The following is a 19,870-nucleotide window of genomic DNA, read 5'->3' as shown; positions in this document are numbered from 1 at the left end:
GCCGCTCTGCCGCGGGGGCCTCGGTTGCCGTCAATCACCGGCTCCGCCGAGTTCGTCCTCAAACGCCGGACGGGCTGGAAATCCAGCCCGTCCGGCGTTTGAGGACATCTTGTGCGGGGTCTGGGGCGGAGCCCCAGGCAGGCCCCCGCGCCGAGCGGGTTTTCGGGAAGGGGCGGGGTTGGGGAAAATTAATGCCCCTCCACCTCCCGCCCCTCTAATCGGCCCTCGGCCCTCGGCATAGCCGGATGCAATCCCAGCAGCACGATCCCGCCCACGATGGCCGCAAGGCCCACCACCTGCCACGTCAAAGCGACAGCGTCCATCCGCAGCTGATCCCCCATGAACCCCACCCCGCACACGATCCCCGCCAGGGGCTGCGCGGCGGTCAGCGCGGGCAGCGACATCCGCAGCGGTGCCGTCTCGAAGGCGCTCTGCACCAGCAGAAGCCCGGTCACCCCCAGCACAAGCACCACGTACGGCTGCCACCCCGTGAACAGTGCGACCCAGCCTTCCTCCGAAAGCCGCTTCCCGCTCACCCGCGTCAACGCGTCCTGCACGCCGTACAGCAGCCCCGCCGCCACCCCAAGGAGCACGGGCCCGGCGGTGAACCGGTGCCGGGACCCCTTCGCGTACAACGTGAGGAGCATCGCGATGCCCGCCATCACGCCCATGATCAGCCACTGCCGCAGCGGATCGGACTCGGAGTCCCCGCCCCGCGGCTCACCCGCCACGATGAACGCGGTGACCCCGCCCGCGAGCAGCGCGAGCCCCGCCCAGCCCTGACGCCCCAAGGACTGCCTCGTCCGATGGCGGGAGAGCGCGAGGGCGAAGATCAGGTTCGTGGCGAGGAGCGGCTCCACCAGGGAAATCTCGCCCTGGCCGAGCGCGAGCGCGCCGAGGACCATGCCGCACACCATGAGCCCGATCCCGCCCAGCCACTCGGGCACCCGCACCAGATCGAGCAGCAGCCGCGGCGAGAGGAAGTCGCTCAGCGGGGCGCGCTGCGCCGCGTGCTGCTGGAACACGAAGCCGAAGCCCAGGCAGCAGGCGGCCGACACGGAGAGGACGAGGACCAGAACCGACACGTCAGACCTCAAGACGGGGGACGGGCTCGAGGCGGGCCAGAAAGTGGGGGTTTGGCGGCTACCCGGCCGACGATAGCCCTCCCCGGGGAGCTCCGCCCCACGAGGCATCCGAGGGGGTGTCCGAGCAGACATCCGAGCAGACATCCGAGCAGACATCCGAGCCGGACGGTTGACGCCGGTCACTTCGCTGCCCAGGATCTGACTCACCAGTAAGCCCCTGCTTAGGAGGAACCCCCGGATGGCCTACGACGCAGACGTCATCGTGATCGGCGCGGGCCTCGCGGGGCTCGCGGCCACCGCGGAACTCGTCGACGCGGGCCGCCGGGTCATCCTCGTCGACCAGGAGCCCGAGCAGTCGCTCGGCGGCCAGGCGCACTGGTCCTTCGGCGGGCTCTTCTTCGTCGACTCCCCGGAGCAGCGCAGGCTCCGCATCAAGGACTCGCACGCCCTGGCCCTCCAGGACTGGATGGGCACGGCCGCCTTCGACCGCCCCGAGGACCACTGGCCCCGCAAATGGGCCGAGGCGTACGTCGATTTCGCCGCGGGCGAGAAGCGGGCCTGGCTGCACGGGCAGGGCGTGCGGTTCTTCCCCGTGGTGGGCTGGGCCGAGCGCGGGGGCTACGACGCGCAGGGGCACGGCAACTCCGTGCCGCGCTTCCACATCACCTGGGGCACGGGCCCCGGACTCGTCGCCCCCTTCGAGCGCCGCGTCCGCGAAGGCGTCGCCCGCGGCCTCGTCAAGATCAAGTTCCGCCACCGGGTCTCCGGCCTCTCGCGCAGTGCGGGCAGCGTGGACACCGTCACCGGCGAGATCCTGGAACCCTCGGACGCCGAGCGCGGCAGGGCCAGCAGCCGGGAGGCCACCGGGTCCTTCGAGTTCAGGGCCCAGGCGGTGATCGTCACGTCAGGCGGCATCGGCGGCAACCACGACCTCGTACGCGCCAACTGGCCCGAAAGGCTCGGCACTCCGCCGGAGCGGATGGTCTCCGGCGTGCCCGCGCACGTCGACGGGCGGATGCTCGGCATCACCGAGGAGGCCGGCGCGCGGCTCATCAACCGCGACCGCATGTGGCACTACACCGAGGGCATCCAGAACTGGAACCCCATCTGGGACAACCACGGCATCCGCATCCTGCCGGGCCCCTCCTCGCTCTGGCTCGACGCGCGCGGCGACCGTCTTCCCGTGCCGCTCTTCCCCGGCTTCGACACCCTCGGCACGCTCGAACACATCATGAAGTCGGGTTACGAGTACACGTGGTTCGTGCTCAACCAGCGCATCATCGGCAAGGAGTTCACACTCAGCGGGTCGGAGCAGAACCCCGATCTCACCGGCAAGTCCGTGCGCGGCGTCATCGACAGGGCGCGCGCCGACGTGGCCGCGCCGGTGAAGGCGTTCATGGACAACGGCGTCGACTTCGTCGTGGAGAAGGACCTCTCCTCGCTCGTGCGCGGCATGAACGCGCTCACCAAGGAGCCCCTCATCGACGAGGCCGCGCTGCACCGCACGATCGCCGCGCGCGACCGGGAGATCCGCAACCCCTTCACCAAGGACCTCCAGGTCACCGCGATCCGCGGCGCCCGCAAGTTCCTCGGTGACCGGCTCATCCGGGCCGCCGCCCCGCACCGCATCCTCGACCCCAAGGCGGGCCCGCTCGTCGCGGTCCGGCTCAACATCCTCACCCGCAAGACCCTCGGCGGCCTGGAGACCGACCTCTCCTCGCGCGTCCTGACCCAGGGCGGTCAGCCGCTCCCCGGCGTGTACGCGGCGGGCGAGGCGGCCGGTTTCGGCGGCGGGGGAGTGCACGGCTACCGCTCGCTCGAAGGCACCTTCCTCGGAGGCTGCCTCTTCTCCGGGCGCACGGCGGGCCGCGCGGCCGCCAAGTCGGTGAGCTGAAGGGTGCGTTCGTCGCATCGCGCGGTGATCGTCACCGCTTGTCCGAATCGTGTCCTGCCGGGCAACTCCGCAGGTCGGGGGTGAAGTCTGCGGATTCTGAAACGAGTTGGTGAAGGCCCCTGAGTTGGGCAGACCTTGACTGGAGGGCTGCCTACCGCTTTGCTGTGCGTGATCATCCGCACGCGAGCCGCGCCGGGGAGGAAGTCCCGCGGTGTCACCACCCCCACCCCCCTTGGGCCGTTCCCGCAAGCGAGCGGCCTACGTTTTCGACTCCGCACTCGACGACACCGAACTCGCGGGCGCCCGCACCGCGTTGGCCCAGGGCCGCTGGACCGAGGTCCGCGCGCTGCTCGCCGCCACCGGTGACGACTGGGACCGCAGGGGCCACCGGTTCGACGTACTCGCACAGGAGCACACCACCACCGCCTGGGCCCGTGACTGGCGGCTCGCCGAGCCGGAGAGCACCGACGCCGTCGTGCTGCTCGCCTACGCGTCCGTGCACCTCGCGCTACGCGGCAAGGGGCGCTCCGAGAAGGCGCGGCAGGCCTGCCGCGAAGTGGCCGCGCTGCTGCCCGCCGACCCCACGCCGTGGCTCGCGCTGCTCACCCTGGAGCGATCCCTCGGCCGCGAGGAGGACGTCGTCCGGCTCTTCGACGAGGTCCGTCACCGGCACCCCGAGCACCACCACGCCCACCACCTGATGGTGGCCAGGCTCGCCGAGCGGCGCCCCGCCGCGGGCCAGGACCCGCTGCACGAGGTGTACGACTTCGCCGCGTGGGCGGCCGAACAGGCGCCCGAAGATTCGCCGTTGGCGGTCCTGCCCGTCATCGCGCACGCCGAGCGCTACCGCGTCCTCGCCACCGCGGGCAGCGAGCCCGTGAACCCCGCGGCCTCCGAGCACTGGACGGGACGCCGGGCCCGACAGGTCATGAAGGCCGCTTTCGACTGGTGGCTGGAGTGGCAGATGCCCACGAGCAGGGCTCATCCGCGCGGCCTCGTCGACCTCAACTTCCTCGCCCACGCCAAGTTCTGCGAGGGCCGGGCGGCCGAGGCGGCCGCCCTCTTCCACCGCATCGGGCGGCACGCGACCCGAGCCCCCTGGTCGTACCCGGACCGGGACCCGTACAAGGCGTTCACCGCCGCGCGCGACGCCGCGCTCGGCTCAGCCTGACCCACCGCACCAACCGGCACACGCGAAAGGACAACCGCGCCATGGCGACGGGCAGTTCGAGCAGCACGAGCGACACGAGACCCGCGCGCGCCAAGGGCGCCGCCGACGGCAGCGGGATCAGCACGTACAAGGGCCAGGAGACTGCGCTGCGCGCCGGCCGGCTCGGCACGGCGGGCCTCCTCCTGTCCGTGCTCGCGGCGACCGGACCGCTCATGGTCGTCGCGGGCGTCATGCCCACCACGTACGGCGTGATGGGCGTCGTCGGACAGCCGCTGCTCTTCCTCATCCTCGGCGTCGTCCTCGGTCTTTTCAGCTTCGGTTACGCCGAGATGAGCCGCCACGTCCACAACGCGGGCGCCTTCTACGCGTACATATCGAGGGGCCTCGGCGGCACCGCCGGCGCGGGAGCGTCGCTGGTCGCGCTCGTCGCCTACAGCGTCTTGCAGGCGGGCCTCTACGGCCTCCTCGGCTTCGAGGTCTCCGGGCTGCTCAACACCTACTTCGACGTCGAAGTGGCCTGGTGGATACCGGCACTCGTCACCGTCGCCGTCGTCGGCGTGCTCGCCTGGCTGAAGATCGACCTGAACGCGCGCGTGCTCGGCGTGCTGCTGCTCATCGAGGTGGCGCTCGTCGTCATCTTCGACATCGCGGCCATCGCGGACCCGGCCAAGGAGGGCCTGTCCCTGCACGCGTTCAACCCGGACACCCTCACGGGCGCGGGCGTCGCCACCTCGCTCTGCTTCTGCATCGCCGCCTTCACCGGCTTCGAGCAGGCCCCCGTGTACGCGGAGGAGACCAGCCGCCCGCAGGTCGTCGTGGCCCGCGTGATGTTCTTCGCCGTCGGCTTCGTCGCGATCTTCTTCGCGATCAGCTCCTGGGCGCTCACGGTCGCCGCGGGCCCCTCCGGCATCGTCCCCGCCGCACAGGAACAGAGCGCGGGGCTGCTCTTCGGGCTCACCGAGTCCCGGCTCGGCGGCACCTTCACCGACGTACTCCACGTCCTGTTCGTGACCGGCATGTTCGCGGCGATCCTCTCCTTCCACAACGTGGTCGCGCGCTACGCCTTCGCCATGGGCCGTGAGGGTCTGCTGCCCGCCGCGTTCGGCAGGACCAACACCTCCACCGGCGCGCCCGGCACCGGCTCCCTGCTCCAGACGGTCATCTCCGTCGTGATCGTGGTGGCCTTCGCGGTCACCGACGACGGCCCGTTCGGCGACCCGACCGCGCCGGTCCTGCACCTGTTCACCTGGGGCGGCAACATCGGCGCCCTGGGCGTCATCCTCCTGATGGCCACCGCGTCCGTCGCGGTCATCGTCTTCTTCGTACGACGCGGCGCCGCGCGCGCCCAGGCCTGGCGCATCACCGCCTCCGCGCTCGCCGCGGCCGGCCTGCTCGTCATCGCGGGCTACACCGTCAAGGACTTCGACGTCCTGGTCGGTGCGGGCCCCGACTCGGCGCTCAGCTGGGTACTGCCCGGCATCATCCTGCTCGCCGCCGTGATCGGCGTGGTCTACGGCGCGATCCTGCGCTCGACCAAGCCGGAGGCGCACGCGCGGATCGGCCTGGGCAACGAGGCGTTCCAGCTGGAGAAGGCCGCGGAGGACCCGGGCGTTCGAGGCCAGGTGTGACGAAACACTGACGGACACCCGCGGCCCCTGTACCCCGGGGGCCGCGGGTGCTCGAATCGAAGGGTGACAACTCCCCTTCCGCAGCCGCCCGAAGAGGAAGGCGGCTCCGGGACACCGGTCGGCCGCCGTCTGGTCCTGGGCATGCTCGGCCTCGGCATCGCGGGCGTGGCCGCCGCGCCGCAGCTCCAGCGGGGCCTGGAATCCTTCCTGGGTGCCGCGTCCGACAAGGACCCCACGGGCTTGACGGACCTGCTCCCCAACGGCGGCGGATTCCGCTACTACTCGGTAGCCGCCTCAGTCCCGCACAGGAGCGCGTCCACGTACCGTCTGAAGATCGACGGCCTGGTGGACCGTCCCACGACGTACGCCCTCGCCGAGCTGCGCGCCCTGCCGCAGACCCGACTGGTGCGCGACGTCCAGTGCGTGACGGGCTGGCGGGTGCCGAGCACGCCGTTCGAGGGCGTGCGGCTCTCCCGCATCCTGGACGCGGCGGGGGTGCGCCCCACCGCCCGCGCCGTCCGCTTCACCTGCTTCGACGGGACGTACAGCGAGAGCCTGACGCTGAAGCAGGCGCGACGGGCGGACGTCCTGGTGGCGCTGCGCATGCAGGACAGGGACCTGGGCCACAGCCACGGCGGCCCGGCCCGCCTCTACGTCGCCCCCATGTACTTCTACAAGTCGGCGAAGTGGCTCTCCGGGATCACGCTCACGGACGAGGTGGAGCCGGGCTATTGGGAGAAGCGCGGGTACGACGTCGACGCGTGGGTGGGTGATTCGAATGGCAGGGACGACGAGCCCACGGCCTGAAGTGGCGTCGCGCGTAAGGAGGTTCACCCCGACACAGCGGTGGGTGCACAGGGCGACGGCACTGCTCATGGGGATCTGCGTCGCGACAGCGGCGTGCCTGTACGTTCCTCAGCTGGCCGAACTCGTGGGGCGCCGCGCGCTGGTGGTGACCGTCCACGAATGGTCGGGCCTGCTGCTCCCGGCCCCCTTCCTGGCGGGCCTCGCGTCCCGCGCCTTCCGCGGCGACCTGCGCCTCCTGAACCGCTTCGGCCCGCACGACAAGGCCTGGCTGCGGCGCCGGAACCCGCACCGCCTGGCGGGAAAGTTCAACGCGGGCCAGAAGCTGTACGCCGGCTGGCTCGCCGGAGCGGTCCTGGTGATGCTGGGCACGGGCCTGCTGATGTGGTTCACGGACCTCGCCCCGCTGGCCTGGCGCACGGGAAGCACCTTCGTCCACGACTGGCTGGCCCTGGCGCTCGGCTTGGTGATCGCCGGGCATGTGGGGATGGCGTGGGCGGACCCGGAGGCGAGGCGGGGGATGCGGACCGGGTCGGTGGACCCGGGGTGGGCGGAGCGTCGGCATCCGCTGTGGCTTTCAGCCCGTCCGGCGTTTGAGGACGAACTCGGCGGAGCCGGTGATCGACCGAGCCAAGAGCCCGGCGGAGCCGGAAGGTTCGGGAAGGGGCGGGATCGGGGAAAAGGACCCCGCCCTGACCCCAGCTAAATCACAAGGGAGAGCAGCAGAACCAGCCCACCCGCAACCACGGAGATGATCGTCTCCATCACGGACCACGTCTTGATCGTCTGCCCGACGCTCATCCCGAAGTACTCCTTCACCAGCCAGAACCCCGCGTCGTTCACGTGCGAGAAGAAGAGCGAACCCGCTCCGATGGCCAGCACGAGCAGCGCCGTGTGCGCGTCGGACATGTCCGCGGCCAGCGGTGCCACAAGTCCCGCAGCCGAGATGGTGGCCACCGTCGCCGACCCCGTGGCGAGCCGGATCACCACGGCGATCAGCCACGCCAGCAGCAGCGCCGGAATCGACCAGTCCTTGGAGATGTCGAGGACCATCTCGCCGACACCGGAAGCGATGAGGGTCTGCTTGAAGCCGCCACCCGCACCCACGATCATCAGCACACCGGCGATCGGCGCGAGCGACTTCTCGACGGTGGTCGAAAGCCGGTCCTTCGTGAACCCGGCCGCACGGCCCAGCGTGAACATGCCGACGATGACCGCCGCGAGCAGCGCGATCAGCGGCGAGCCGATGACGTCGAAGACGCGCTGCACCGTGTGCTCGGGGTTGTCCACGATGATGTCGACCAGCGCCTTGGCCAGCATCATCACGACGGGCAGCAGCACGGTCGCGACCGTGACGCCGAACCCGGGACGCTTCTCCAGGTCCTCCGAGGGACGCTGCGGCATCATCTTCTCGGGAGCCGGGACGTCGACCCACTTCGCCGCGTACTTCGAGAAGACGGGCCCGGCGATGATCACCGTAGGGATGGCGACGAGCACGCCGAGGGCCAGCGTGATCCCGAGGTTCGCGTCCACCGCGTCGATCGCGACCAGCGGACCGGGATGCGGCGGAATGAGCCCGTGCATCACGGACAGACCGGCCAGGGCCGGGATGCCGATCCGCATCAGCGAGTAGTTGCCGCGCTTGGCGACCATCAGGACGACCGGGATCAGCAGCACGATGCCGACCTCGAAGAAGAGCGGAAGCCCGATCACCGAAGCGATCAGGACCATCGCCCACGGCATCGAACGCCCGCCCGCCTTGGCCAGGATCGTGTCGACGATCTGGTCCGCGCCGCCGGAGTCGGCGAGCAGCTTGCCGAGGATCGCGCCGAGCGCGATCAGCACACCCACGCCCGCGACCGTCGAGCCGAGACCCTCGGTGAAACTGGCGATCGCCTTGTCGAGAGGTGCGCCCGCGAAGGCGCCGAGGGCGAGCGAGCCGATGGTCAGGGCCAGGAACGCGTGCAGCTTGAACTTCGTGATGAGCAGGACGATGACGGCGATGCCCGCGAGGACGGCGATACCCAGCTGGGCATGGCCAGCGGAGGTGATCGGCTCGGCGGCGTCCGCTGCCAGCATCTCAACGCTGAGACTGGTCACGGTGGCTTCCTTGTACGTCAGGGGAGGGGGGTGCGGGGGACAGGGGACTACTGGTCGAGCCGGCCGAGCGCCTCGAAGGCCCGCTCGCTGATCTCTTCCGGACTGCCGGTGACGTCGACCGCGACGCCCGCCTCGTCCGCGCCGAGCGGCTGCAGCGTGGCGAACTGCGAGTCGAGCAGGGCCGTTGGCATGAAGTGGCCCTGCCGGTGGGACATCCGGTCCTCGATGAGGGCCCGGTCACCGGTGAGGTGGACGAAGACGATGCCGGGGGCGGCGGCCCGCAAGCGATCGCGATAGCCGCGCTTCAGCGCCGAGCTGCTGACCACACCGCCGAGCCCGGCCCTGCCGTGGGCCCAGGCACCGATGGCATCGAGCCACGGCCAGCGGTCGTCGTCGGTCAGCGGGGTCCCGGCCGACATCTTGGCGATGTTCGCCGGGGGGTGGAAGTCGTCGCCCTCGGCGTAGGGAACGCCGAGCTGTGCCGCGAGCAGGGGGCCGATCGTTGTCTTGCCGGTTCCTGCCACGCCCATGACCACGACGACGTGGGGGGTGCTCATCGCTGTCCTGCCTCGCTGTCTTCATCGACATCGGTCCGAAACGAGCCATCGGTCCGGAACGAGCCACGGGTCGGGGGAGGCCCGTGGCTCGTTCACGTCACTGAAACCCATTAGGTCTGACAAATTCAAGAGCCTGTGACACAAAAGTCTGACTTTTTGTTCCCGAGGGTCCCCACATACCCTGACGACATGACCGATCAGGCCCGTGGGCTGCACGCTCGCGTACTGGAAAGCCTCGGGCCCGCCATCACCGGCGGCGAGTACCCGCCGGGCAGCGTGTTGCGCACGGACGAGCTGGCCCAGCGCTTCGAGGTGTCACGTTCCGTCGTACGAGAAGCGGTGCGGGTCCTGGAGTCGATGCACCTCGTCGAGTCCCGGCGCCGGGTCGGCGTGACCGTGCGGCCCACCGAGGAGTGGAACGTCTACGACCCCCAGGTCATCCGGTGGCGTCTGGCCGGCGCCGACCGGCCGCGCCAGCTGCGCTCGCTCACGGTCCTGCGCTCGGCGATCGAACCGGCCGCCGCCGGCCTCGCCGCCCAGCACGCCACCCCCGAGCAGTGCGCGGCCCTCACCGAGTGCGCCCTCGGCATGGTCGCCACCTCGCGGGGCCAGCAGCTGGAGGGCTACCTCTTCCACGACATCAACTTCCACCGCATCGTCCTGAAGGCGTCGGGCAACGAGATGTTCGCCCGCCTCGGTGACGTCGTCGCGGAGGTCCTCGCGGGCCGCACCCACCACCAGGTGATGTTCGAGGACCCGGACCCTGCGGCCGTCACCCTGCACGTCAGGCTCGCGGAGGCGGTGCGCGAGGGCGACGCGGCGCGTGCCGAGGAGCTGACACGGGAGATCGCGGTGGGGGCGCTGCACGAGCTGGACATTCTTGCCCCCTAGCGGACGCCCCCTTCCGGGGCTCGGGTGCATTCCGCGGGCGCGTCGTGGCTGGTCGCGCCCACGCGGCGAAGCCGCACATGTCAGAGCCCCGCGCCCCTGCGGGGCGCTCCTCCCCCCCGTCGTCGGGGACAATGGTCCGCATGTCCCGACGTGCTCCCAGTACCCCGTCCTGCCCCTGCGGCCACCCCCAGCCGTACGAGAAGTGCTGCGGCAGGCTGCACAAGGGCGAGGCCGTGGCCGCCGTGCCCGAGGAGCTGATGCGCTCCCGCTACTGCGCCTTCGCCGTCAAGGACGAGGCCTACCTCCTGCGCACCTGGCACCCGCGCACCAGGCCGCCCCGCGTGGAGTTCGACCCGGGGCTCCGCTGGGTCGGCCTGGAGATCCTGGACACGGCGGACGGCACCGCGTTCCACACCACCGGCACGGTCGAGTTCCGGGCCCGCTACACCGACGGGGGCCGCAAGGAGGCCCTCCACGAGCGGAGCCGTTTCGAGCGGCTCGACGGGGCCTGGGTGTACGTCGACGGGGCCTTCATCGACTAGCCGCGGCCCGGCGGCCCGTCACCGGATGTCCCCGAACTCGCTCATGACCCCCGGCGGCGCCAGCGCGTTCACGTAGTGCCCCGGCCCGTGGTCCTCGAAGGAGTACGTGAACGGGACGTTCCGCGTCAGCGCGAGCCGGGCCGCGAAGAACGCGAGCGGTGCCACCACCGCGAGCCCCGCGAGGCTGTCCATCTGCGGGTAGTGCGGCGCCGGGTCCCGCACCTCGATCCAGCCGTGCTCACGGCCGGGCCCCCGCGCCAGCTCGGCCAGGGCCCGCCCCACCGACTTCGCCCTGCGCCCCGCCATGGCAGGCAGCCGCCCCCCGAGCAGATCGCCCGGCAGGGACAGCGCCTCGATCATCGCGTCGGCCGTGAGCGAGACGGCGCCGTCGACCACGCTCCGCCTGCGCCGGTAGTGGAACTCGCGGCCGAAGGGTGCGTACGGCCCGACCGGGCGCGGCGGCAGCGCGGGCACGACATCGCGGTCGAAGATGTAGCGGATGAGCCGGTCGCGCAGCACGTGGACGCCCCGCGGATCACAGGCCGCGTGGCAGGCGCGGGCCAACTCGGGCCCGCCCAGCATGGGTTGGCCGAAGGTGTAGACGGCCTTCAGGCGTTCCGCGACGGCGGCGTAGCGCGGCTCGTGGACCAGCACGACGCCCATCAGCGCCGCCATCGCACCGCCGAGACTGTGCCCGGTGATGTAGAGCGCCTCCATCCCGTCGCCCACCGTGCCCTGTTCGTCGGGGTTGACCGACTCGCCGCGCAGCGCACGCTCCAGGGCCTGCATGACCAGGTACCGGGAAGCCCTCATGTTGCGGTAGAAGCCCGCGTGGACGTCGTACCGCTCCCCGCCGAGGTCCACGCGGAGCGTCTCGGGCCGTACGTCGGCGTCGGTGAGGATGCTGATGATGTCCTCGGGCTGCGTGCCGCGGTAGCAGAGGATCACCACCCGCCGGTCCTTGTCCTGGATGAGGTACGCCGCCGACGCGATGTACATCGCGCCCACCCGCTGCTCGAAGACCCGGCAGTCGTTCTCCTCAAGGCCGAGCCGCGCCATGATCATGGACAACGTCGCCGCGTCGGCCTCCTCGGCGGACCCGGCGTAGGCGTACGCCGAGCAGATCGCAAGGGCGTGCGGGACCACGCCCTCCGGATCGGGCTGGGCCTTGGCCTCCACCAGCCGCTCCACCAGGTCGGGATAGACCGGGAAGTCCGGGCCGGGGCCGGTGTCGGTACTGGTCTTGTACGGGCGCAGGTCGGTGAACGACGGAGCCTTGGCGTGGTGGTCCCGCATGGTTCCCCCGGAACGGGCGGTGACGGCAACGGAGTTGTGAGCACACCACCGGCCCGATCCGCAGTCAACTCACGCGTGTAAGGGCCCGGCCCACCCGTCACGGACCGGCCATCGGCGCACCTCCGCTCCTGGGGTTGCTGTGAGAGAAGACTCCAGTGGGAATCCCGGACGATCACTCGCGCCGCGCCGCACGGCGGTCCCAGGGCGCCCGACGGGCCCAAACACCCTCGCCCGCCTGCCTGTTCGAGGCCAGGGCGGCGCCCCGCACATAGGCGGGAACCCGCGCTGTGGCCGCCCGGTGCCGCCAGTAGCGTCCTAGGCCCTGTCGTCGGACAGGGCCCCAAGGTCCTGCCGTCGGACAGGGCCGAGCCCACCCGTCCCGTACGCCTGCGTGCGAAGGAAGCTCCTGATGGTCGACACCGCCGGACAGTACGAGCAGACCTACGAGCGATACGTGGGCGGCAGCCCCGAGGCGGAGCGCCGCCTCTTCGAGCGCCTGGCCCGCGAGATCATGAAGGTCCAGGCGAAGAACCGGCGCACCAGCGGCGCCGGTTCTCTCGCGCGCACCCAGCACGCGAAACCCGCGCTCGGTGTGGAGAACGCCCGCCTCACCTTCCACGAAGACCTGCCCGAGGCCCTGCGCAGCGGCTTCGCCAGGCCCGGCGCCGACTACGCGGCGACCGTGCGGCTCTCCAACGCCAGCGGCACCCGGCAGCCCGACGCCGCGGCCGACCTGCGCGGCGTGGCCGTGCGCGTGACGGTGTCGGAGGAGGAGAGCCACGACCTGCTCGCCACCAACTTCCCGGTGTCGCACGCCCGCGACGCCCGCGAGTTCGTCGCCTTCGCCAAGGCCATGGCGGGCGCGAACAGCACGCTGGAGAAGGCCTTCGGCCTGTTCGTGAAGCTCCCGCTGGCCGTCGGGCTCTCCACCGCGACCCGGATGCGGCGCAACATCCAGGCCGCCACCCGGCAAAAGGTCAACAGCCTCGCCAGGGAGACGTACTGGAGCCGCGGCGCCATCCTCTGGGGCGAGGCGGGCCCCGTCCGCTACCTCCTGCGCCCCGTGGTGGGCAGCGCCCCCGAGCCGAAGCCCGAGCGCCGCGACCCCGGCTTCCTGCACCGCGAACTGGCGCACCGCCTCGTCACGTCGGACGTCGCCTTCGACCTGTGCGTCCAGCGGTACGTGGACGAGCAGCGCACGCCCATCGAGGACGGCTCCGTGGAGTGGAAGGACACCATCACGCCCGCGGTGCCCGTCGGACGCCTCACCATTCCGCGCCAGGACCTCACCACCGCCGAGGCACAGGCGGCGGCGGGACGGGTCGAGGAGCTCGCCTTCAACCCCTGGTACACGACCGACGAGTTCCGCCCACTCGGCAATCTCAACCGCGCCCGCAAGGCCGCGTACGAAGCGAGCGCCGCCCACCGTCAGGGCCTGCGCTTCAGCACCCCGGAGCCGCTGCGCAACACGGTGCTCGGCATCCCCGTCGGCCGGTTCTTCGCCGCGGTCAACCGCTATGTTCCGTGGCACAGGCTGCCGTTGGAGGCGAGCCTGCTGAACCTGGTCTTCCTGCGCAAGGCGCTCCGGCGCCTCAACCTCATCGACACCGACGTCCACGAGGCCCCGCCGAAGGCCGTCCGTGTTCCGGCGCCGGTCGACGAGCGGCTGCGCACGGCCCGGTCGTACGACGGGAAGCACAACGACCTCTCCGCGCCCTCCATGGGAGCCGTGGGCGCCGCCTTCGGACGCAACCTGAAGCCGGACTACCGGCCCGACCTCTTCGACACCCCGAACCCGGTCACCGTCAGCCGCCAACTCCTGCAGCGCGACACCTTCGTGCCGGCGACCTCGCTCAACATCCTGGCCGCCGCCTGGATCCAGTTCCAGGTCCATGACTGGGTCAACCACGGCCGCTACCCGTTCGGCACCAAGACCGTCGAGGTCCCGCTGCCGCCCGGCAGCACCTGGCACAACACCCCCGGCGGGCCGCCCGAGAACGTGATGCGCTTCGCCGAGAACGAGGGCATCCAGCTCCCCGGCAACCAGCCCCCGATCCTCTTCGCCAACACCGCGTCCCACTGGTGGGACGGCTCCGAGGTGTACGGCGCGGACGAGCAGACCGCGAAGTTCCTGCGCGAGCCCGACGGGAGCGCGAACCTGCGCCTGGAGGAAGGCCATCTGCCCATCGGCCAGAACGGCATCCCGCTCACCGGCTTCAACGAGAGCTGGTGGCTCGGCCTCAGCGCCATGCACACGCTCTTCGCCCGCGAACACAACGCGGTCTGCGCGGCCATGCGCCGCGAGTACCCGGCGATGAGCGAGGACAGCATCTACCACGCGGCGCGCCTGGTCGTCTCCGCCCTCATCGCCAAGATCCACACGGTGGAGTGGACCCCGGCGATCCTCGCCACCGAGGCCATCGACCTCGGCCTGCACACCAACTGGGAGGGCCCGCCGGACAATTGGCTCAACAAGCTGGGCCTGTGGCTCCTGGAGTCCCACTCGCTGACCGGCATCCCCAAGACGCTGCCGGACCACCACGCGGCGCCGTACTCCCTCACCGAGGACTTCGTCACCGTCTACCGCATGCACCCGCTGATCCCCGACGACTACGTGATGCGCGAGCACCACTTCGGACAGCGTCTGGAGAGCCTGACCTTCCAGGACATCCAGGGCGGCGCGGCGGAGGCCGCCATCCGCAAGACGGGCCTGGCCGACACCCTCTACTCGCTGGGCATCGCCCACCCCGGCGCGATCACCCTGAACAACTTCCCGCGCGCGCTGCAGCGCTTCGAGCGCGACGGCGAGATCATCGACCTGTCGGTCGTCGACCTCGTCCGCACCCGCAGGCGGGGCGTGCCGCGCTACAACGACTTCCGCGCGGGCCTGCACAAGCCGCGCATCCGCCGCTTCGAGGACCTGAGCCAGGACCCCGAGACCGTCGCGCGCCTCAAGGACGTCTACAGCTCGGTCGACGAGATCGACACCGTGGTCGGCCTGTTCGCCGAGAACCCGCCGACCGGCTTCGGGTTCAGCGACACGGCCTTCCGCATCTTCATCCTGATGGCGACGCGGCGCCTGCAGAGCGACCGCTTCCTGACCGTCGACTACCGCCCCGAGATCTACACGCCGCTCGGCATCGAATGGGTCGAGAAGAGCGGCATGAAGTCCGTGATCCAGCGGCACGCCCCGGAACTCGCCGGTCTGCTGCCCCGCGACGCGAGCGCGTTCGCGCCGTGGCGACAGGTCAAGCCGGTTCGGGACGGAGACAGCGATGCCTCCGACTGAGCCCGGGCCCGAGAGCCGCGCGAACGGCCACCACCCCGGGCTCGCCGACCTCTTCGTACGGCCCCTTCTGGAGACGGTCTGGCGCCGCCGCACCCACCGGGTGAGCCGCGGCGCCACCGTCCCCGCGGGATCGATGAGTTACGTCTCCAAGGACCCGCCGCAGCCGCTGACCGAACTGGAGGAGGCGGTCCTGATCGCCCTCACCGGCTGCACGGGTCTCACCATGCCCGACCGCCCCTTCGAGGACCCGCGGAACGGCAAGCCGATCATGGCGAAGCCGAACCTGACCATGGCGGGGCGCACGGCGGGCAGCCCCGACAACGCGCAGGGCACGCACTTCTTCCTGATCAACGACACCGGCACGTACTACCTGAGGAAGCTGCCACCCGCGCCGGAGGAACCCTTCGACGACGCGACCCTGACCGCCCGCGCACGGGAAGCCAAGGTCAAGGTCCTCGACCACCGGCTGGACGTGGCGGAGGGCCTGCGGGACTTCCCGGCCTACCTGGACTCGAACCGCTTCCTGTCCAACCTGCCGGGCACGACGATCCTGTTCCCCGTGGTGGACCTGTCCCACCAGTACATCAACGCCCTGATGTACCTGCTCACGCAGCCGGACGGGGCACGGCCCACGCTCGTGGACGACCGGAACTTCTACCGCCCCGCAGGCGTCAAGAAGTGGATCAAGAACGGTTTCCTGAACGAGGAACTGAAACTGCCGCTCGGGGCACTGGGCCCTCTCCGCACCCAGATCGAGGCGGACCTGCTGCTCCAGAACCTGATGCTGGTGGCGGACGCGATGGGCCTCGGCGCCTGGATCCACGCGTCCATCAACCCCCAAATCGCCCTGGGAGACCCGAAGTTCTCCCCCGCCTACGGCAAGATGCTCGGCTTCACCTTCGTCACCCCGCGCTGGCGCCCCGCCGACGTGTGGCGCTGGCACATCCCGCTCCCCAAGTACGCCAACGTGCGCTCGCACCCGGTGGGCCTGAAGGCGCCAGGCGGCGAGCAGCTCATCTCCGCGATGTGCCCACCGGCGTTCTCGTCGATGTCCGACGCGGTGGACGCGGTGATCCGCGAGAAGTTCGGCCCCGGCGGCGTCTACGGCGACAAGGACGTCTTCACCCGCATCTACCGGGAGGACTACGGCCAGCGCTACCTCGCCGAAGCGAGCGAGTACGAGGAGCGGGTGATCGAGTGCGCCCGCGACATCTGCACGTACATCCTCCGCACGCACCGCCGCTTCCCCGCCCACACGGACGCGATCCACGTCCCCGGAGTCTGGCTGCAGGCCCACCACGTGGAGAACGAGTACTACGACAAGTTCTTCACCCAAGGGCTCACACCGGCGCACCGCCGACACGAGGGTCTGTGGGACGGGATCAGAGATCCACAAGATTGATTTCCACCGCGCTCCACCAGATAAGCTCCCCTGCAGCGCCGTGAGTTGACGCGATATCAGTCTGTCGCGCACCACGGCGCTGTCGCGCTGTCGCACGGGGGATCACGCAGGTGATCGAGAGGGTGCCGCCGCCGTCCCAGGGGGCACCGGGCTGCGACGGGTGCGGCCCCTTGGTTGGGTTGTCCACTCTTCGATCGCGTTGGTTTTGAGGATGCAGATGGAACTTGCCACGCCGCCGTCGGCGGCTGCCCGGGCGCCCGCGGCCTGGTACAGCTGGTGGCTGTTACCGGCCGGCCTCGGTGCGGGCAGCGTCGCCACCCTGGCCGCCGGCTCCGACCCGGCCCGAATACCCGCCGCGGTCGCGGCCCTCGCGGCAGCCGCGGCCGCCGCCGCGTGCGTCCGCCTCCTGTTACGCACGCGACAGGAGCTGCGTCGCGCGGCCGACGACGCCCGCACCGCCCAGCTGAACCACTCCCAGCAGTGGCAGCAGCACGTCGCCGTCATCGAGCGGCGGCACGAGGACGAACGCGCCGCCTACGAAGCTCACCAGATGGACGAGGCCAAGGCGTGGCAGTGGCGGCTCGACCGGCAGCAGGCCCTGGTCGCCCGCCTGGCCGACGAATTCCTGCCCGCGGCCTTCGAAGGCTTGCGCGGCGGTGAGGCGATCGAGGACGTCCTGCCGCGCGCGCTCGACCAGGAGACCGAGATCTCACCGGAGTTCAGGCTCGAACTGCGCAAGGTCCTGCGGACCGGCCTGATCGCCGTCGAAGAGGAGTTCAACCGCAGCACCTCCGCCGAGCAGGCCGTGATCAGCATCGGCAGCCGGATCCACGTGCTCACCGGAAAGATCCGCGGCCGACTGCACGAGATGCAGGGCGAGCACGGCGGTACCCCCGCCGTCGCCCAGGGCCTGATGGAGCTCGACCAGGCGATCGGCCCCGCGGACTGTCTGGCCGCGAGCATCGGCGTGCTCGGCGGCACGGACCGGCCCGGCCGCCAGTGGCAGGAGCCGCAGCGCCTGCTCAGCGTCGTACGCGGCGGCATCGGCCGCATCAAGGACTTCGACCGGGTCCAGCTGCGCCAGTTGCCCGAACTCGGCGTCGACGGCGGCCTGGTGGACCACCTCACGCTGATCTTCGCCCACCTCCTTGACAACGCGGCGCGCTACTCGCCGCCCACCGAGCCGGTCGTCGTGTCCGGCAAGGAGGTGCCCAACGGCGTCGGCATCGAGATCCAGGACGCGGGCAAGGGCCTGACCGACGAGAAGAAGCAGCAGGCGCTGCAGGCACTCGACGGCGTCGCGGACGGCCCCGGCATCGGCGGCCTCTCGGAGGACGCGCACCTGGGCCTGCGCGTCGTCGGCACCCTCGCCCGCAAGCACGGGATCAGGGTCGCCTTCGCCGACTCGCCCTGGCTCGGCACCTCGGTGGTCGTCGTCGTGCCGCACAAGTACTTCAGCCGGCTGCCACCCGCCCCCGTGACGACGCCGGCCCAGGCGCGGAGGCAGGCACCCGCCGTGGAGACGGCTCCCCGGTCCCGGCCGGCCGTCGCGTCCGCCGCCCAGCAGGTGCGGGCCGCCGAGGACGTCACGCCCGGCGGTCTGCCCCGGCGCAGGAGCAAGCGCACCGACTCCCCGGGGAGGGCGGGAGCAAGGCCGGAGACCACGAAAGACACTCCCGCGCCGCCCGCGGCGCCGCCCGACGCGTCCTTCACCGGCATGGCGGCCTTCGCCACCGCCGGCCGAGAGACCGAAGAGCCCCGCACCGAAGAGAGCGACTAGCCACATGACGCAACACGAATCCGACGTGAGCTGGGCGCTCCGCGATCTGACCGAGAGCATCCAGGAGATCCGCTTCGCCCTCGTCGCGTCGAGCGACGGCAAGGCCATCACCTCGTACGGAGCCGAAGACCCGGACGACGTGGACCGCTTCGCCGCCGTGGTCGCGGGCCTGCAGGCGCTCGCCCAGCCGGTGGCCGACCAATTCCCGCGGTACGGCGGCCAGTTGCGCCTGGCGATGATCGAGGTCGACGGCGGGCACCTGTTCGTGGTGCGGGCCGGAGTGGAGACGTACCTCGGGGTCCTCGCCAGGGAAGGGCTCGACCAGGGGCTGCTCGGGCACCAGATGAGGGATCTGTCCCGCAGGATGGGTGAGCTCCTCGGCACCTCTCCGCGGCAGGAGGAGCACCCTGGATGAGCGGCCCCCACCGGTCCGGCCCCCCACGGCCCACCGACCCGTCAGGGCTCGAGCGCTACTACGTGCTCACCGGCGGTCGCAGTGGTCCCGGGGGGCCGGCCGTCGGCCTCGACGTGGCAACCCTCATCGTCTCCCGCTCCGCCCCCGCGGCCGCACCCGTGCCCGGCATGCAGCGCGAGCACGAGGACATCGTGCGCTGGTGCCGCGACCCCCTGTCGGTGGCCGAGTTGAGCGCCCACCTCGGACTGCCGTTCAACATTCTTGCTGTGCTCGTGGCCGACCTGTTGGAAGCAGGCCAGGTGGACGCCCGTGACCCCATCCCGGCGTCCACGCCCGGCCAAGGAGCGGACATCGCGCTCCTGGAGGAGGTACTCAGTGGACTTCAAAGGCTTTGACCGACCGGACCAGACGACGTCGGCGGGCTCCCTGCCCGCCCGGAGCCGCTCGGTCAAGGTGATGATCGCCGGGGGCTTCGGCACCGGCAAGACCACCATGGTCCGCTCCGTGAGCGACATCAAACCGCTGACCACAGAGGAGACCCTCACCCGGGCCAGCGTCGACGTCGACCACCTCATCGGGGTGGCCGAGAAGAACGAGACCACCGTCAGCCTCGACTTCGGACGGATCGGCCTGAACGACGAGCTCGTGCTGTATCTGTTCGGCACGCCGGGCCAGGAACGCTTCTGGTTCCTCTGGAACGGCCTGTTCAAGGGCGCCCTGGGGGCCGTCGTCCTGGTGGACACGCGGCGCCTGGCGTCCAGCTTCCGGGCGATCGAGGAGATGGAGCAGCAGGGCGTGCCCTTCGTCATCGCCCTCAACGTCTTCCCGGACTCCCAGGACCATCCCGTCGACGAGATACGGGACGCCCTGGACATCCCCGCGCACATACCGGTCGTCGCCTGCGACGCCAGGGACCGGGAGTCGAGCCGCGATGTGCTCATCGCCCTGATCCGCCACCTCAAGGAGCACGCGGCCCCCGCACTGGAAGCCGCCCGCTGACCACCGCGGAAGCTGAC

At 70.9% G+C, this 19,870-nt stretch carries 17 protein-coding genes; 13 read left to right on the top strand and 4 right to left on the bottom strand.

What is annotated here, in order from left to right:
- Positions 1 to 188: 188 nt before the first annotated feature.
- Positions 189 to 1,085: a DMT family transporter gene (locus tag E5671_RS12805; protein WP_160504095.1), complete on the bottom strand. Its 897-nt coding sequence runs from the start codon at positions 1,083 to 1,085 to the stop codon at positions 189 to 191.
- A gap of 238 nt (positions 1,086 to 1,323) precedes the next feature.
- Between E5671_RS12805 and E5671_RS12800 the strand changes: the two genes are divergently transcribed.
- The 5 genes from E5671_RS12800 to E5671_RS12780 all read left to right on the top strand — a co-directional run bounded on the left by E5671_RS12800 (position 1,324) and on the right by E5671_RS12780 (position 7,288).
- Positions 1,324 to 2,979: an FAD-binding dehydrogenase gene (locus tag E5671_RS12800; protein WP_160504094.1), complete on the top strand. Its 1,656-nt coding sequence runs from the start codon at positions 1,324 to 1,326 to the stop codon at positions 2,977 to 2,979.
- A 211-nt stretch (positions 2,980 to 3,190) separates the two neighbouring features.
- Positions 3,191 to 4,150 (top strand): hypothetical protein, encoded by a 960-nt coding sequence (locus E5671_RS12795; protein ID WP_160504093.1) that lies wholly within the window; start codon positions 3,191 to 3,193, stop codon positions 4,148 to 4,150.
- Between the two features lie 41 nt (positions 4,151 to 4,191).
- Entirely contained in the window at positions 4,192 to 5,778 is a 1,587-nt protein-coding gene (locus tag E5671_RS12790) for an APC family permease (RefSeq protein ID WP_160504091.1), read from the top strand.
- A gap of 141 nt (positions 5,779 to 5,919) precedes the next feature.
- Positions 5,920 to 6,585, top strand: coding sequence for a molybdopterin-dependent oxidoreductase (locus tag E5671_RS12785; RefSeq protein ID WP_160510150.1), 666 nt, complete (start codon positions 5,920 to 5,922; stop codon positions 6,583 to 6,585).
- Positions 6,557 to 7,288: a cytochrome b/b6 domain-containing protein gene (locus E5671_RS12780; protein WP_202121097.1), complete on the top strand. Its 732-nt coding sequence runs from the start codon at positions 6,557 to 6,559 to the stop codon at positions 7,286 to 7,288. The genes E5671_RS12785 and E5671_RS12780 overlap by 29 nt, the downstream gene beginning before the upstream one ends.
- Here E5671_RS12780 and E5671_RS12775 read toward each other — a convergent pair.
- Entirely contained in the window at positions 7,285 to 8,682 is a 1,398-nt protein-coding gene (locus E5671_RS12775; protein WP_160504088.1) for a GntT/GntP/DsdX family permease, read from the bottom strand. The two genes, E5671_RS12780 and E5671_RS12775, sit on opposite strands and share 4 nt — an antisense overlap.
- 47 nt (positions 8,683 to 8,729) lie before the next feature.
- A complete protein-coding gene (locus E5671_RS12770; protein ID WP_160504087.1) occupies positions 8,730 to 9,239 on the bottom strand; it encodes a gluconokinase in 510 nt (169 codons plus the stop codon).
- A 189-nt stretch (positions 9,240 to 9,428) separates the two neighbouring features.
- Between E5671_RS12770 and E5671_RS12765 the strand changes: the two genes are divergently transcribed.
- Together E5671_RS12765 and E5671_RS12760 are read left to right on the top strand one after the other, a co-directional pair.
- Complete coding sequence (locus tag E5671_RS12765; RefSeq protein WP_160504085.1) at positions 9,429 to 10,130, top strand: FadR/GntR family transcriptional regulator; 702 nt, start codon at positions 9,429 to 9,431, stop codon at positions 10,128 to 10,130.
- 140 nt (positions 10,131 to 10,270) lie between these two features.
- Positions 10,271 to 10,672 carry a YchJ family protein gene (locus E5671_RS12760; RefSeq protein WP_160504083.1) on the top strand — a complete coding sequence of 134 codons (402 nt, stop codon included), beginning with the start codon at positions 10,271 to 10,273 and terminating at the stop codon, positions 10,670 to 10,672.
- Between the two features lie 18 nt (positions 10,673 to 10,690).
- Here the strand turns inward: E5671_RS12760 and E5671_RS12755 are convergent, their stop codons facing one another.
- Entirely contained in the window at positions 10,691 to 11,968 is a 1,278-nt protein-coding gene (locus E5671_RS12755) for a lipase family protein (RefSeq protein ID WP_160504081.1), read from the bottom strand.
- Between the two features lie 409 nt (positions 11,969 to 12,377).
- On the opposite strand from E5671_RS12755, the gene E5671_RS12750 reads away from it, so the two are divergent.
- From E5671_RS12750 to E5671_RS12725, 6 genes are all read left to right on the top strand, one after another.
- Complete coding sequence (locus E5671_RS12750; RefSeq protein ID WP_160504079.1) at positions 12,378 to 15,257, top strand: peroxidase family protein; 2,880 nt, start codon at positions 12,378 to 12,380, stop codon at positions 15,255 to 15,257.
- Positions 15,244 to 16,659, top strand: a complete 1,416-nt coding sequence (locus tag E5671_RS12745) for a hypothetical protein (protein ID WP_160504077.1) — start codon at positions 15,244 to 15,246, stop codon at positions 16,657 to 16,659. Before E5671_RS12750 ends, E5671_RS12745 begins: the two co-directional genes overlap by 14 nt.
- Positions 16,660 to 16,876: 217 nt before the next feature.
- A complete protein-coding gene (locus E5671_RS12740; RefSeq protein WP_160510149.1) occupies positions 16,877 to 18,439 on the top strand; it encodes a sensor histidine kinase in 1,563 nt (520 codons plus the stop codon).
- A 4-nt stretch (positions 18,440 to 18,443) separates the two neighbouring features.
- Entirely contained in the window at positions 18,444 to 18,854 is a 411-nt protein-coding gene (locus E5671_RS12735; RefSeq protein ID WP_160504075.1) for a roadblock/LC7 domain-containing protein, read from the top strand.
- Positions 18,851 to 19,249: a DUF742 domain-containing protein gene (locus tag E5671_RS12730; protein WP_160504073.1), complete on the top strand. Its 399-nt coding sequence runs from the start codon at positions 18,851 to 18,853 to the stop codon at positions 19,247 to 19,249. Before E5671_RS12735 ends, E5671_RS12730 begins: the two co-directional genes overlap by 4 nt.
- Positions 19,230 to 19,853, top strand: coding sequence for an ATP/GTP-binding protein (locus tag E5671_RS12725; protein WP_160504071.1), 624 nt, complete (start codon positions 19,230 to 19,232; stop codon positions 19,851 to 19,853). Before E5671_RS12730 ends, E5671_RS12725 begins: the two co-directional genes overlap by 20 nt.
- Positions 19,854 to 19,870 lie beyond the last annotated feature (17 nt).

It is taken from the genome of Streptomyces sp. BA2 (assembly GCF_009769735.1).
Classification (GTDB): Bacteria; Actinomycetota; Actinomycetes; order Streptomycetales; family Streptomycetaceae; genus Streptomyces.
This window is presented reverse-complemented; position numbering and strand designations above follow the sequence as displayed.